The sequence below is a fragment of the Flavobacterium saccharophilum genome (assembly GCF_900142735.1).
Taxonomy (GTDB): domain Bacteria; phylum Bacteroidota; class Bacteroidia; order Flavobacteriales; family Flavobacteriaceae; genus Flavobacterium; species Flavobacterium saccharophilum.
This window is the reverse complement of record NZ_FRBY01000003.1, coordinates 1-15,877: the sequence shown is the minus strand read 5'-3', so window position 1 is coordinate 15,877 and position 15,877 is coordinate 1. Positions and strand designations below refer to the sequence as shown.

Here is a 15,877-nt window from a genome sequence, read left to right as displayed (position 1 = left end):
TTTATTTACAGATAAATTTTAAGCCTTGGATTTAAGCTCCAGAGGAGCAAAATGTTTATAGCTAATTAATTAAACGTAAAAGAATAAAGCTCCAGAGGAGCGATATATATTACCTAATTATAATTGATTATTAAATCTCGCTAAACAGATATTCATCTTTAAACTCCACATTAAATAATTTTAAAAACTCAATATATTCTTCTTTGAATGTTTTTATTTTATGATGTTCTTCCTGACGTTGAATATAATTTATAACATTTGTTAATTGAGAATGACTGTATGAAAAAGCTCCAAATCCAATTTGCCACTCGAACTTTCCATTAATCCATTTTTTATCATTTATAAACTGTGATGAATTTGATTTTATATCTCTAACTAAATCTGAAATTGACTTATTTGGTTTTAGCCCAATTAAAATATGAATGTGGTCAGGCATTCCATTAATAGCGATTAACTTTTGTTCCTTATTTGTAACTATACCATTAATATATTTATAAATTTCTTCTTTCCAATTGGCTGAAATCAGACTTTGCCTTCCTTTAACTGCAAAAATAACATGAATGTATAATTGCGAATACGTGTTAGCCATAAATTGTGTGTTTAAATTATATGTCACCCCGCTGGGGTTCAATAAAATAAATCTACAAAATAGCTATAAACATGCTGTCCCTATGGGACTTAATTGTATTAAATTCAGTTATTTATTTAATATTGATTTTAATGAATATTTGTCTAAAGATATATTTGAGTAAGGGAAGTTTTAAATTAAAAGTTCCAGTGGAGTATAATATTTGTAGCTAATCAATAATTCGTAAAAGAAAAGCTCCAGCGGAGCACAATTTTTATAGCTAATCAATTACACGTAATAGAAAAAGCTCTGGAGGAGCGACATATTGTTTTCATAGTAGCATTAGAATATCACCCCGATGGGGTTTTGTAAACTATATTTACATATTTTCTATAAACATACCGTCCCGCTGGGACTTTCATACTGGATTAATTAATTATCGAGTTTAATGAATAACATCAATCCAGAAATGTATTTGCGAAAGGAAGTTTTAAATTAAAAGTTCCAGTGAAGTATAATATTTGTAGCTAATCAATAATTCGTAAATGAAAAGCTCCAGCGGAGCACAATGTTTGTAGCTAATCAATTACACGTAATAGAAAAAGCTCCGGAGGAGCGACATATTGTTTTAATCGTAGCATTAGAATATCACCCCGATGGGGTTTTGTAAACTATGTTTTCATATTTTCTATAAACATACCGTCCCGCTGTGACTTGCATACTGGATTAATTAATTATCGAGTTTAATGAATAAGATCAATCCAGAAATGTATTTGCGAAAGGAAGTTTTAAATTAAAAGTTCCAGTGGAGTATAATATTTGTAGCTAATCAATAATTCGTAAATTAAAAGTTCCAGTGGAGTGTAATATTTGTAGCTAATCAATACTTCGTAAATGAAAAGCTCCAGCGGAGCATAATATTTATAGCTAATCAATTACACATAATAGAAAAAGCTCCGGAGGAGCGACATATCACGTATCGTTCTATACCGAAAATGTCACCCCGATGGGGTTTTATGAATTTGATTCTTATATTTCTATAAACATTTTGTCCCGCTGGGACTTTCATACTGGATTAATTAATTATCGAGTTTAATGAATAACATCAATCCAGAAATGTATTTGCGAAAGGAAGTTTTAAATTAAAAGTTCCAGTGAAGTATAATATTTGTAGCTAATCAATAATTCGTAAAAGAAAAGCTCCAGCGGAGCATAATGTTTATAGCTAATCAATTACACGTAATAGAAAAAGCTCTGGAGGAGCGACATATTGTTTTTATCGTAGCATTAGAATATCACCCCGATGGGGTTTTGTAAACTATATTTTCATATTTTCTATAAATATACCGTCCCGCTGTGACTTGCATACTGGATTAATTAATTATGGAGTTTAATGAATAACATCAATCCAGAAATGTATTTGCGAAAGGAAGTTTTAAATTAAAAGTTCCAGTGAAGTATAATATTTGTAGCTAATCAATAATTCGTAAAAGAAAAGCTCCAGCGGAGCACAATGTTTATAGCTAATCAATTACACGTAATAGAAAAAGCTCCGGAGGAGCGAAATGCTAATATTCATCTTAATTATTGAAAATTCTTCAGAAATAATTTAATTTTTAAATAGAGTCTTGCCTCTTATTGTTCTGATTTCTAAAAATACAAGTCCGGCTATAATTACTATTTCTCCAAAAAAATAGGCGATGCCAAAAACTGATATACTTTGGTAATAATAAATTATAATTCCTATGGTCAAAAGGCAATAGAATACATTGGCAATGCAGATTATTTTTAAATACGATTTCCAATTATTAATTATCAGAAAGAAGCACGAAAAGGAATAAACTGAAAAAATTACCGCCAGCAAAGAAAGATATTCCAGGGTAGTTTTTGATAAACCAAGGAAGGTATTGAAAGTTTTGAGAACGAAAAAAAGTAAAAAAGCCGTAAGTATCGCACCAAAAGCATCTATTAGAAATATGTTTTTAGGTACCGCTATAAACTGTTTAAGGTTTTCTTTCATAAACTTTTTTATTTTCTGGGCTCAAATTAGAAAGCTCCATCGGAGCGTAATGTTTATAGCTAATTAATATGCACAATCGAAAAAAAAAGCTCCAGCGGAGCGACATATCGTTTGTATTTGGTAATGAAATATCGCCCCGATGGGGCTTTTTTGAACTCGACTTATTTAGTTCTATAAACATACCGTCCCGCTGGGACTGATATGATGTTGATTTTCTTATTCTCCAATAGTTCCCGTCTTAACCTCTCCAGCTCGTTTATAACTCACCGCAATCACCCCGCTTGGCGTAACTGTACTTTCAATTAAAGTAAATCCTGCCGGGGTAGAACTATCATCGAATAGTTTTTTTCCTTTACCAAGAATTATTGGATAAATTAAAAGTCCTAGTTCATCGACTAAATCATGTTGAAACAAATGCTGAACAAGTGTTGCGCTTCCCCAAACTTTAATATCCCCGCCTTCTGAATTTTTGAGTTTTTTGATGTTTTCTATAGTGGAAACAAATTCGGTATTTTGCCATTCTGAGCTTTTTCTGGTGGACGATAAAACGTATTTGGTAACTTCATTAATTCCCGGCCAGCCTTCTGCGTGTTTCGGCCAATAATCTTCAAAAATATCAAATGTTTTTCTGCCTAAAAGAATATCGGCAGGTTTCATTTGTTCCTGCATGACATTGCCATATTCTTCATCTCCAAAAGGCGCCACCCAGCCGCCATATTCAAAACCGCCCGAAGTATCTTCTTCTGGTCCACCAGGTGCCTGCATTACGCCATCGATAGTAATCATAGTTATGACGATTATTTTTCTCATGATGTTTATTTTTTCAATCAATATATGTTGTTTTCTAATTTCTTTTCTTGATTAGGAAATGGAATTCCTCTCGCTGTTTTTTTTGCTTGTGAATTTGTTTTTGAAAATTTATTGTAAATATTATGCAAAAGAAGAAGAACAATATCAAAGTATCTACCTTATTTGAGAAGTGATTTTTGTCATTTTCTGCAAATAGTTTTATATTTTGTTTTGTGATTATATTTTCATTCTTAATTAACTTGGTTGTGTAGAGGTCAACTTGTCTATTGTAATCTGAAGAAATATAGCTTCTCAAGAAATAAACAGTAGTGAAAAATATTAAGATAATAAATATTTGATAAAAATAAGAAAGGGTTAATCTAGTAATTTTGATCATAATTAAAATTTAATTCAGGATGGTTCATTTTTCAAATGTTGGCAACTAGTTGATGTGTAATATAAATCACATACATCTATTTACTTGTATAATAGATTAATGTAAGTATTTCATTTCAGCTAAAGTAGGAAAAATTTTCGTTGATGAAAAGTGAGTTTCTGCCTCAATTCTATGTCAATTTCAAAAAAAAATATTTCCCCACCCAACACCCCAACAAATAAATTCTGATTTCGTATATTTGCCTAACCAAACATCACACTTAATTATGAGCCAAAAAGTATTACTTAATTCAAAAGAAGTTACTATCATACTCCATCGTTTGGCTTGTCAGTTAATCGAAAAACATCTTGATTTCTCCGATACTATTTTAGTCGGGATTCAGCCGAGAGGCGTTTTTTTAGCTGAACGTTTAAAACAAATATTAGAAGACGAATATAAAGTTCCTGAAATTTCTTTGGGATATCTAGACATCACTTTTTTTAGAGATGACTTTCGCCGTACTGATAAACCGCTTGAAGCCAATAAAACACAAATCAATTTTATAGTCGAAGACAAAAAAGTCATTTTTATTGATGACGTTTTGTTTACCGGACGAAGCATTCGTTCTGCCTTAACCGCAATTCAGTCTTTCGGGAGACCGTCTGAAATCGAATTGTTAGTGTTAATCGACAGACGTTTTAGTAGAAATCTCCCTATTCAGCCCGATTATCGCGGCCGTCAGGTAGATGCCATTAATGATGAAAAGGTAAAAGTTAGCTGGAAAGAAAATGAAGGCGAAGATGTCGTTTACCTGGTTACCAATTAATTGAATTCTTAAAAATTGAAAAATATAATAATGACAGAAAACGAATCGTTTATTTATGAATCAATTTTTAATCAGGTCAGAATGGGATTTCTTTCACTTGATGAGATTCAGGAAAACATCATAGAAGAAATTGAAGACAACGAATTCGAAGATGAAATCTCAGAAGAGTGGGCTTTTGATAAAATAAGAGAAGAATACCAAAAGTTAATTGCAGAAAGTAAACAATGGAAAAGCCCCACAGATACTGAAAGGCTGATAAAAGCGTTTGATGAATTGTGCGATGAGAATATAATCGCACTTCACAATGCTGGTTACACAACAACCGACGGTGAATATGAAGTAGTTGAGGTTGAAAGAGATTTGCAGGAAAATGAAGTGGAATCTGATGGGTATTGTTTTTATCACGAACAGGATTTGGCCAGAGCAATCGATATTGAAAATCCAGGCTTGTATATCGCTTTTCAGAAAGTTGATAATACTGATGATGCAGTTACAATAGAAGTAGGGAAACGAGTTGCTGAAGTTTTAATAAATAACGATTTTAAAATAAAGTGGGATGGCTCTGCACGATCTAAAATCGAAATCCCGGGTTTCAGATGGCAGAAGATTTTTGATGAAGATGCGAGAGATCTGCAGGATTATAGTGAAGTTGTAGACAGAATGGTTCAATAGAGAAGCTTCTCTTTACAGCAGGATTGAAGAACTGAATATTTCAGAACTTCAGGATTTGACAACATAAATATTAAAGAAAGAAAAATGAAAGAATTAAGCGTAAATCATTTATTAGGAATTAAATACATCAACGAGAATGATATTAACCTAATTTTTGAAACGGCAGATCATTTTAAAGAAGTCATTAACAGACCGATTAAAAAAGTTCCTTCATTACGAGATATTACCATTGCTAACATTTTCTTCGAAAACAGTACCCGAACCAAACTTTCGTTTGAGTTAGCCCAAAAAAGATTATCGGCAGATGTTATTAGTTTTTCTGCGGCTCAGTCTTCGGTTAAAAAAGGAGAAACACTTATTGATACGGTTAACAATATCCTTTCGATGAAAGTAGATATGGTTGTAATGCGCCACTCCAATCCCGGAGCGGCTTATTTTTTATCTAAAAATGTCAAAGCAAGTATCGTAAACGCTGGTGACGGTGCGCACGAACACCCAACGCAGGCTTTGTTAGATAGTTATTCGATCAGAGAAAAACTAGGAGATGTTGCAGGAAAGAAAGTAGTTATTGTAGGCGATATTCTGCACTCGCGTGTAGCGCTTTCAAACATATATGCTTTGCAGATGCAGGGCGCAGAAGTAAAAGTATGCGGACCAAAAACGTTGATTCCAAGATACATTGAATCACTAGGAGTTACTGTCGAGCCGAATTTACGAAAAGCATTAGAATGGTGCGATGTTGCGAATATGCTTCGTGTACAAAACGAACGTATGGACGTGAACTTTTTCCCATCGACAAGAGAATACGCACAACAATACGGAGTTGATAAACCATTATTAGATTCTCTTGGAAAAGAAATCGTCATCATGCACCCGGGACCAATCAACAGAGGAGTAGAGATAACTTCTGAAGTAGCAGACTCTGACCATTCTGTAATCCTGAATCAGGTAGAAAATGGAGTAGCAATTAGAATGGCGGTTATTTATCTGCTCGCTTCTAAGATTCAATAAGTTTTATTTGTTTCAGGTTTCAAGTTTCACGTTGTTGGACGTCCAGCTTGGCAAACTTGAAACCTGAAACTTGAAACCTGAAACAACAAATAAAAAAACTTCGTACCTTAGTAAAATGAAAGTAGATCAAAAAGGACATACCGTTACGATTAAAGATACTCAGGGAGATTTTAATTCTTTTTTGGAGAAAGTGACGCAACAATTTAAAACCTTTGAAAAACAAAATATTATAATCGATTTAACAGCAGATACTAGTTTAGCGGAAAGCGATTTGAAACTTTTTCTGCCACTTTCTAAACAACACAAAAAAGCAAAGAAATCATTTGTAATTGTAGTTTCCGATCTTGATTTCAATGCAATTTCTGATAAATTATTGGTTGTTCCTTCTCTTTTAGAAGCACACGATATTATCGAAATGGAAGAAATAGAAAGAGACCTCGGGTTTTAATTTTAGATTTTAGAGTTCAGGTTTTAGATTTTTAATACTGAAATTCAGATTTTAGATTTTTTTAATGCTAATTTTTCCAATCTAAAATCTACAGTCTAAAATCTGCAATCTAAATCAATCTAAAATCTAAAATGAAATTAACCATACTTGGCTGTTATGCCGCAACTCCCAGAACGCTTACAAACCCAACTTCGCAGGTTTTAGAAATTAAAAACAGATTGTTTTTGATTGATTGTGGCGAAGGAACTCAGGTGCAATTGCGCAAGAACAAGATTAAATTCTCAAAAATTAATCACATTTTTATTTCCCATCTTCATGGAGATCATTTGTATGGATTAATTGGAACCATTTCGACTTTTTCGCTTTTAGGGAGAACTACTGATTTGCATGTTTACGGACCAAAAGGAATAAAAGAGTTAATTCTGCTTCAATTAAAACTAACAGAATCCTGGACAACTTACAGTTTGTTTTTCCACGAATTGGAGTCGAAGGAAAGTGAAGTGATTTTTGAAGACCAGAAAGTTGTAGTAAAAACGATTCCGCTAAAACATCGTGTCTACACCAATGGATTTTTGTTTCAGGAAAAACCGGGAGACAGAAAACTAAATGTAGAAGCTGTTCAGCAGTATAATATTCATACAGCCTATTATCAAAAAATAAAGGGCGGAGGCGATGTTACACTGGATAATGGAACCGTAATCGAAAACAAGAAATTGTCTTTTGACCCAATTCCGTCCATGAGTTATGCTTTTTGTTCTGATACGGTTTATAACGAAGCAATTATACCCATTATTGAAAATGTAGATGTTTTATATCACGAGTCTACGTTTTTAGAATCGGAAGCATCATTGGCAGCAAAAACTTTGCATTCAACTGCCAAAGAAGCGGCAAGAATAGCTTTGAAAGCAAATGCGAAACAATTAATTTTAGGCCATTATTCAACACGATATGATGGAATAGAACGTTTTAAAGAAGAAGCTGAAAGTATTTTCCCGAATGTACTTTTAGGAGATGACGGAGTTTCTTTTGAGTTTTGATAAAAAAGGTTCTAAGGTTCTGAGATGCTAAGATTCTAAGTTTTTTTGAAACCTGAAACCTGAAACCTGAAACAAAATAAACTAAATTAAAAATCATGAACGATTTAAGCAATTATAGAAAATCTTACGAGAAGAGCGAATTATTAGAAACTAATATTCCCGAAGATCCAATTAATCTTTTTAACAGATGGTTTCATGAAGTGGAAGACTTTGGTGGAAACGGAGAAGTGAATGCTATGACAGTTTCTACTATTGGTTTGGATGGTTTTCCGAAATCCAGAGTAGTTCTTCTGAAGAAATTTTCAGAAGAAGGTTTTATCTTTTATACCAATTATAATTCGGAAAAAGGAAAAGCGATTGCTGCAAATCCACATGTTTGTCTGTCTTTCTTTTGGCAGGAAATGGAACGTCAGGTTATCATTAAAGGAATTGCGCAAAGAACTTCTGAAAATATATCTGATGGTTATTTTGATTCCCGCCCGGACGGAAGTAAATTAGGCGCGATTGTTTCTAATCAGAGCGAAGTGATTCCGTCAAGAACATTTTTAGAAGAAAACCTTAAAAAATTAGAAGCAGCATTTGAAGGAAAATCAATTCCGAGACCTGAAAATTGGGGCGGATTTTTGGTAACTCCCTTAGAAGTAGAATTTTGGCAAGGAAGACCAAACAGGTTACATGATAGGATTCGATACCAAAGTCAATCCGATTATTCATGGAAAATTGAACGACTATCGTCTTAGTTGTAAGAAAATTATCTTAAAAGAAAAAATTTAGATGTAGTTTGTCGATTATTTTTGTAGTTTAACGGTAAATTGAATACGTTTGGTGTAAGAAAAAACGATTTAATTTAAATATAAAAATTTAAAGGATTTGCCCCAACATTTACTTTAAGCTTGCGTAAACTACTGATGACTATGACGAAGAAAATTATGCACACCATGCTGTTCATTGCAATATTTATTGCAATGAACTCATGCTCTGCCGATACTGCCGAGGGAAGTGAAAGTAGCACTCCAACAAAAACTCTGATAACTGATTATACTTACAATGATTCAGAGTTAGAAACAATGCAGTTGATAAACAATTACCGTGCAACAATTGGTTTAAATGCATTGCAAAGAATCAATCATATTTCATCTCAATGTCTGGATCATAATAATTATATGATTGCTACTAATGCGGTTAATCATAATGATTTTACTGCTCGTTCCGAAAATATAATGCAGGTACTTGGCGCTACAAAAGTGGGCGAAAATGTAGCTTTTAATTATAAAACTTCTGAAGCTGTATTAAAAGCCTGGTTGGAAAGCCCTGGTCATAAAGAAAATATAGAAGGTAATTTTAGCCACTTCGGAATAGCTGTGACAATAGATCCTGCAACAGGAAAAAAATATTACACTAACATCTTTGTTAAAATTTAAGATAATTTAAAACTGGTTGGTTTTTATTAGTGATCGTTGCGACTCTAAGGGTTGCAGCGGTTTTTTTTGCAAAAAAAAGCTGTCTTTTTTAAGACAGCTTTTTTTAAATCTATGAAAATCTTAATTAACTAATTACAGTGCAGTAATAATAAATTCGCTTCTTCGGTTTTCTTGGTGTTCTGCTTCGGTACATGGTACATTATCAGCACATTTGTTTACTAGTTGAGTTTCACCATATCCTTTACCGGTTAATCGCCCTTTATCTATACCATTTTTAATTAACCATTGAATAGTAGATTTTGCTCTTCTGTCAGATAAGGCTTCATTGTATTTAAATGTTGCGCGGCTATCTGTATGCGAGCGAATATCAAGTTTCATTCCTGGGTTTTCATTTAATACAACCAGTATTTTTTCTAAATCAATGGCTGCTTCTGTTCTAATATTGGATTTATCTAAATCAAAATAAATCATTTTTATGCCAAAGCAGGTTCCTAAATCATCGCCTATAGTTACACGACAGGTGCTTTTATCCAAAGCGATGGGTAAGTTTGTTTTTCCACTGACTTTTCCTATTGTGATACTAACTTCTTTAGTTTCATATTCTTCTTTTTCGGCTCTTACATTGTAGGTTTTTCCACAGTCAACCGGGAAACTGTAATTTCCTGATGCATCAGCAATAATGCTATTTAATACAGTTTGGTTTTCATATAGACTTACTTTTGATTCTGGCAACACAACACCCGTTTTAGCATCTGTTATTGTACCGGTTAGCTCCTGAATACATCTTAATTTTTTAGTTTCTAAAAACTTATAAATATCATCTGAACCTTGTCCGCCATCTTTATTAGAACTGAAGTATCCTTTTCTTGTTTCAGGATCAATCACATAAGCAAAATCATCTTTTGGTGAGTTAATATCGGCTCCTAGATTTTGAATGTCACTAACTGTTCCGCTACTTCCAAGTTTGCCGGCAAACACATCCAAACCTCCAAGTCCGGGATGCCCGTCTGAGGCAAAATAAATTTCGTTTTCATCTGTTACATAAGGGAACGTTTCTTTCCCCTCTGTATTTATAGTTTTGCCCATGTTTTCGGGAGTACCAAAACTTCCATCACTGTTAATACTTACTTTGTAAAGATCAGATTGGCCTAACGTTCCAGGCATATCAGAAGCAAAATACAATGTTTTTTCATCGGGACTTAATGCTGGATGCGCTGTGCTGTAATTATCGCTGGAAAAAGATACTGGTGTTATGTTGGTCCATTTTTCTTTATCCAGAGTAGCTTTATATATTTTGATTAAAGTAGTTTTCTCGCCATTTTTTCCTTTTTTCCCGTCTAAATAATTATTTCTTGTAAAATATACTGTTTTCCCATCTTTAGTAAGGGCTGGAGATGATTCATGAAATTTGGTATTTAGATCTGTTTTGAATTTTTTTACTTTGGCAGAGTCGATATCGGCTATGTATAAATTTGTAAAATATTCACCTGTCCATTTGTGTTTTCGCTGAGAAAAATTTCCGGTATCTCTGGCTGAGGCAAAATAGATTTTGTTGTCATGGACAAAAGTTCCATAGTCAGAATATTTAGAGTTGATTCCTGCATTCTCAATATTATAACGTCCGGAATTGGCTTTTATCTGATCAAGATAATTCACATTTTGCTCATAAAGTTTCGCTCTGTTATCTGTTTTGTTTTTGGCATTAAATTCACCCAAAAGTCTATTGGCCTTATCTGCCTCTCCAATAGATTTTAAGGACTGGGCATATCGATAATAATATTCCGGTTCAACTTCAGAATTCATGGCAAATAGTTCGCCATACCATTTTGCAGCTCCTTCAAAATTGGAGTTGAAGTAGTAGGCATTCCCTAGTTTCTTAAACATGTCTTCGGACTTATATCCTTTACTTGCTACTTTCTCGTAGGTCTTTATTGCATCAACATATGCGTAGCTGTCGTATTTTTTGTCGGCAGCATTTATCTTTGATTGCTGTGCATAACTGTCAAATGAAAAAACATTTACAATTATTAGGCAAAGAAGTATGTAATTTTTCATAATCATAGTTTTTTAGAAGAAACGAGGAGTTGTCATTTTACCATTTTTTTTGAAGAATTCATAACGAAGGAATATCTCGTGTGATCCTGAATTGTAATTGTTTAGATTCGTGGTTTCACGATCGTAACCATAACCTAAATAAAGCCCATCCGTAATCTGAAATCCTACCATAGCACTTAATGAAGCGCTCCATCTATAAGCGACACCCACTACAAACTTATCATAGAACATAAAATTGGCTGACATATCTACCTGAAGCGGTGCGCCTTCTACCATTTTGGTAAGTACGGCAGGTTTAAATTTTATGTATTGGTATTTATCGAGGTCAAATACATAACCAGCCATTAAATAGTAGTTGATTTTATCTTTGAAAATAGCCACATCATTATCATCATATCTGTTAGTTTCAATAAAATTAGGAACAGAGAAACCAATATAGGCCTTATCAGAATGCCAATAAACCCCAGCTCCTACATTTGGTGAGAATTTATTATCCAAATCCTGAAACTGCGGATCACCAGCATCTTCCGGATTCAGTTTGCTGACATCCAAATTGAAAATATTAGCAGTTCCCTTGATACCAAAGGAAAGTTTGAAATTGGCGGATGTTTGAACAGTATAAGATAAATCAACAGAGATATTATTCTCATTTGTTGGTCCGATTTTATCATTTACCAGCGAGGCACCAATTCCCAGCTTACTATTGTTGATAGGTGTGTTAACTGAAAAAGTACTTGTTTCAGGAGCTCCATCCAGTCCGACCCACTGTGTACGGTATAGGCCAAAAACACTTAAGGCTCCACGAGAACCCGCATACGCAGGGTTAATATTTATAGTATTGTACATGTATTGCGTAAATTGAGAATCTTGCTGTGCAAAACCTACAATCGTTACAAACATTATGACGAAGGAAAATAATTTTGTTCTCATAGTAGATATGTATTATTTTATTATTACTATTGATTTTTATTAATGGGACTTCTAAAATAAAAGCCAATACATTCGTATATTCAAAAAATAAGGATTTTAATAATTTTATGTAATTCGCTATAAGTTTGTTATTTATAGCGAATCACATAAATAGTAATCTTTATTTTGACAGATATAGATAACCGTCTTTTTTATTATTCTGCATTACATTATTTCCATCCAAAGATTTATAAGTAATAATGTAGAAGTAAGTTCCAGTTGGCAGACCATCAGATTTTTTAACCGTGGTTCTTCCTCTGGAAGTTCCATCAAATGCATTGGTTGTATTGTTATAATTAGTAGTTTCAAATACTAATACTCCCCAACGGTTATATATTTCAACAGTATTTTCCGGATAACAATTTATTTCATCAATACTATCAATTGTAAAGAAGTCATTTATTCCGTCTCCGTTAGGAGAGAAGGCGTTGTGTATCACTATATTTCCGCATGGTAATACTTTACAATCATCTTTTACATCCATTGAAAGCAGTATAGTTCTAGGACAATCTTCATCAGTTATTTTATATTCGAACGTATAATTGCCTAGTGTAAGTCCAAATGGGTTGAAAACACTACCTTGTAAAGCGTTACTATTATTTGTGTCAGACCAGGTACCAGTTCTTGGTTCATTAGTTGGCAGCAAAGTCATTAAATCAATAAGAGAAGAATCTTCATTACAAGCTTCACTTGTAAGATTTGCTATAGTTGGAAGAACAGTTACTGTAATTGTTCGTGTAACGCAAATCTCAGGACGGTTTTTAAGACAAATTTGATAGTCATAATTATAGTTTCCTGCAGGAGTTGTACTTGCAACATTTACATTTCCTGATCCGTCAACAGTGATCCCCGGATGACCATTAGTACTAGGAAGTAATGTAAAGTTTAGTAAATCTATTAAAGCCGGACTAAGGTCAATTGTATCATTGCTTAAAACATTTCCAACATTTCCGTATCCTTCACAACTAACACTATAAGTATCTGCAAGAGCATTGATTACTGGCGGTGTGTTGATAACGGTTACAGTTACTATCGCTGTATCACAGTTTCCAAAATCAGCATTTTCACAAATTTGATAGGTTAGTATGTATGTTCCGCTAGGCGTATTTGCAGGCACATCTACAGAGCCATCAGGGTTTAATGTTAAAGTTCCTGTTGGGTCTGGCGTAACCGTAGTTAAGGTCACGTCGGAAGGATTAAGAACATTACCATTTAATGTATCATTTGTGTAAACATTTAGAACGTTTGTACCTCCGGTATTACCGCTAATTGGTCCTGCGTTATCGTCATTGGCTACAATTACAAATGTTGGACGGGCAATACAATAAGGATCTGATGGTGGGTAATTTACCACTATCGTTTGTGAAGGATTAAGACTTATGGTTAAAGTTGCGGTAGGACGTAATGCTTCGAAACCGTCGGCTCCCTCAATCCATTGATTATTCTGGAATAACCATCCTGGCCAATCTACTCCGTTTCCTGCTTGATCTACAACAGCGCCAGGCCATAATACTCGTCCTGTTAATGGTAAATCGTTCATTGTAGTAATAACATTGTTGTTACTATCTGCCCAGGCAATTGTTACACCGTTAACTGGAGTGAAATTACCAGGTGTTACTGTATAATCTACATAAGGAACATCATTTACACAAATCGCTGTCGCAGTCACGGTCATTATCGGAGCTTCAATAGTAATCGTTACCGTTGCAGTATCGCAATTTGAAGTTTGATCTGCTTCGCAAATTTGATAAACCATTGTTAATGTACCTACTGGGGCATTTGGTAAAATATCTACAGAACCATCAGGATTCAATTGTAAAAATTCATTTGGTGTTACTGTAGTTATTATTACATCAGACGCAGTTACCACTACACCTTCAATAGTATCATTTGGTAAAACATTTAGAACATTGGTAGTTGTATGGTTAACACCAGCAAATGGCCCGGCGCTATCATCATTAGCAATAAGATCACGGTATTCTTTGCAGTTAACACCAAAGTCAATGTCTAAATGAACTAAATCTTCCTGCGTTACATTTACAATATATCCTGCATCAGGACTTGTTGTACAAACTGTATGCAATTGTGCTTTATTGGTTTTGGATGGTACTTTTCTGTCTGTCACTGATGGTAGTACTTTCACTAAACCACCAACTCCTAAAGCAATTGCAGTTGTTTCTAAATTGGTATCGCGGACTAATTTAACAGTATATTGTCCATAAGGATTTTCAGTTTCTGGTCTGTCTCTCCAGTATCCCTGAATTCCTATGATTACTTCTTTATGGTATCCGTTTGGACCGTCGACAAATACATTAGCACTTGCTGCATTTCCGAATCCGCCCGCATTTAATTCACCAATATTTTGTGGACCTGCATAACTTCCATCTCCATTAAGATCGATCCATTCCCAAAGGCTGTAATCTATAGAGCCTTCGCTATCTGGAATGTTTTGAGTTATACTGCCATCATTGTTGGCGTCATACCATTCATCCTGAATTCCATTTGCATTTGTATCGTACCAAACATAATCTCCTAAAATAGGAAGCTTTGTTTTTCCATATTCAAAGTTATGTACCTGGAATTTACAATCTTCAAGAGTAGTAAAGAATAAGCTAGAATCTAAAGGAAATAACTGATAAACATTATTTAAATTAGCATCCTGAACCTGAACTAAATAACTTCCTGCAGCCATACCTGAGAAGGTATACATTCCATCTGCGCCTGTTAGACGGAATAAAATTGGTCCTGTGGTTGTTCCTTGAGGAATCAAAGTTACAGGTACATTTGCAATTGGTGTATTAGTGTCTACATTTAGTATTTGTCCGGAGATTTTAATTCTATAGTTTGGCTCAGTTATAATCACTGTAGCAGTGGCAGTACAGGTTTGGTTTCCACTATTTACAGATGATGTTGCAGTAAGTGTATAAGTTCCGGCTGGTAAATTTGTATTTCCAACCACTTCATTATTTCCATTGGTAATAACAACTGTTGATCCAGGGCTATTGGTTACTAAAATTGAACCATCGCTTTCTCCCATACAAGTTACATTTGAAACGATACCCGATACAGAAACTTTGTTTTCTACCGTAAAAGTTTGTGTCAATTCTGTTTTATTACCCGCGCAATCGGTTAAAGTGTATGTTCTGGTTAGGATATAGGCATTTCCTTCGCAGCCGCTTCCTCCATTATTAACATCATTTATTGTAATGTTTATATTTTGACTACAATTGTCTGCAGCATCAGGTATATCACTTGGACTTCCAACTGGGATATCAGCAATGCTTTGTAAATTAGCAACATCTGTTGGAGCAGTTCCGGTTGGAGCCGTTGTATCTTCTACTTTTATAATTTGAGTATGAGAAACTGTATTTCCACCACAATCGCTTGTTGTCCATTTACGGGTTAAGGTATAATTGGTATTACATTCATTTTGAATATCACTTTTGATTTCAGAATATACAATAGGTAAATTTCCATTACAATTATCAGAAGCTTCTAGTGTAGCCGCTTCTGGAACGGCATCACATGAAACTGTCATGTTTTGTGGAAGATCTCCGATAAATGTTGGAGAAGTAGTATCCTGAATATTGATTACCTGAGTAAAAGTTTCAGAAGTATTTCCACAGGCATCTTTTACAATCCATGTGTTGGTATAAGTACCTGCGTTAGAACATCCTTCAGAAGC

The 15,877-nt window shown here is 34.2% G+C and carries 12 protein-coding genes; 7 read left to right on the top strand and 5 right to left on the bottom strand.

The features are described from left to right. Window positions 1-130: 130 nt before the first annotated feature. Both tnpA and BUA98_RS10080 read right to left on the bottom strand, forming a co-directional pair. Complete coding sequence (gene tnpA / locus BUA98_RS10090; RefSeq protein ID WP_072971980.1) at window positions 131-589, bottom strand: IS200/IS605 family transposase; 459 nt, start codon at window positions 587-589, stop codon at window positions 131-133. Window positions 590-2,804: 2,215 nt separating this feature from the next. Then, a complete protein-coding gene (locus BUA98_RS10080; protein ID WP_072971974.1) occupies window positions 2,805-3,398 on the bottom strand; it encodes a dihydrofolate reductase family protein in 594 nt (197 codons plus the stop codon). A gap of 641 nt (window positions 3,399-4,039) precedes the next feature. Between BUA98_RS10080 and pyrR the strand changes: the two genes are divergently transcribed. The 7 genes from pyrR to BUA98_RS10040 all read left to right on the top strand — a co-directional run bounded on the left by pyrR (window position 4,040) and on the right by BUA98_RS10040 (window position 9,168). Then, complete coding sequence (pyrR, locus tag BUA98_RS10070; protein ID WP_026984444.1) at window positions 4,040-4,579, top strand: bifunctional pyr operon transcriptional regulator/uracil phosphoribosyltransferase PyrR; 540 nt, start codon at window positions 4,040-4,042, stop codon at window positions 4,577-4,579. Between the two features lie 30 nt (window positions 4,580-4,609). Beyond that, window positions 4,610-5,251 (top strand): DUF6891 domain-containing protein, encoded by a 642-nt coding sequence (locus tag BUA98_RS10065; RefSeq protein ID WP_072971968.1) that lies wholly within the window; start codon window positions 4,610-4,612, stop codon window positions 5,249-5,251. Window positions 5,252-5,335: 84 nt separating this feature from the next. Continuing rightward, window positions 5,336-6,262 (top strand): aspartate carbamoyltransferase catalytic subunit, encoded by a 927-nt coding sequence (locus BUA98_RS10060; RefSeq protein ID WP_029273654.1) that lies wholly within the window; start codon window positions 5,336-5,338, stop codon window positions 6,260-6,262. Window positions 6,263-6,377: 115 nt separating this feature from the next. Then, window positions 6,378-6,710 (top strand): ribonuclease Z, encoded by a 333-nt coding sequence (locus tag BUA98_RS10055; RefSeq protein WP_072973253.1) that lies wholly within the window; start codon window positions 6,378-6,380, stop codon window positions 6,708-6,710. Between the two features lie 131 nt (window positions 6,711-6,841). Continuing rightward, window positions 6,842-7,747: a ribonuclease Z gene (locus BUA98_RS10050; RefSeq protein ID WP_072971965.1), complete on the top strand. Its 906-nt coding sequence runs from the start codon at window positions 6,842-6,844 to the stop codon at window positions 7,745-7,747. A 95-nt stretch (window positions 7,748-7,842) separates the two neighbouring features. After that, on the top strand, window positions 7,843-8,487 hold the full coding sequence (pdxH, locus tag BUA98_RS10045) for a pyridoxamine 5'-phosphate oxidase (protein ID WP_072971963.1): 645 nt from the start codon (window positions 7,843-7,845) through the stop codon (window positions 8,485-8,487). A 174-nt stretch (window positions 8,488-8,661) separates the two neighbouring features. Continuing rightward, window positions 8,662-9,168 carry a CAP domain-containing protein gene (locus tag BUA98_RS10040; RefSeq protein ID WP_072973251.1) on the top strand — a complete coding sequence of 169 codons (507 nt, stop codon included), beginning with the start codon at window positions 8,662-8,664 and terminating at the stop codon, window positions 9,166-9,168. A gap of 132 nt (window positions 9,169-9,300) precedes the next feature. On the opposite strand, the gene BUA98_RS10035 is transcribed toward BUA98_RS10040, so the two are convergent. The 3 genes from BUA98_RS10035 to BUA98_RS10025 all read right to left on the bottom strand — a co-directional run. Beyond that, window positions 9,301-11,223 (bottom strand): OmpA family protein, encoded by a 1,923-nt coding sequence (locus BUA98_RS10035; RefSeq protein WP_072971959.1) that lies wholly within the window; start codon window positions 11,221-11,223, stop codon window positions 9,301-9,303. Between the two features lie 12 nt (window positions 11,224-11,235). Beyond that, window positions 11,236-12,153, bottom strand: coding sequence for a PorP/SprF family type IX secretion system membrane protein (locus tag BUA98_RS10030; protein ID WP_072971955.1), 918 nt, complete (start codon window positions 12,151-12,153; stop codon window positions 11,236-11,238). A 160-nt stretch (window positions 12,154-12,313) separates the two neighbouring features. Then, window positions 12,314-15,877, bottom strand: a 3,564-nt coding sequence (locus BUA98_RS10025) for a T9SS type B sorting domain-containing protein (protein WP_139257003.1), incomplete at its 5' end; no start/stop codon positions are given.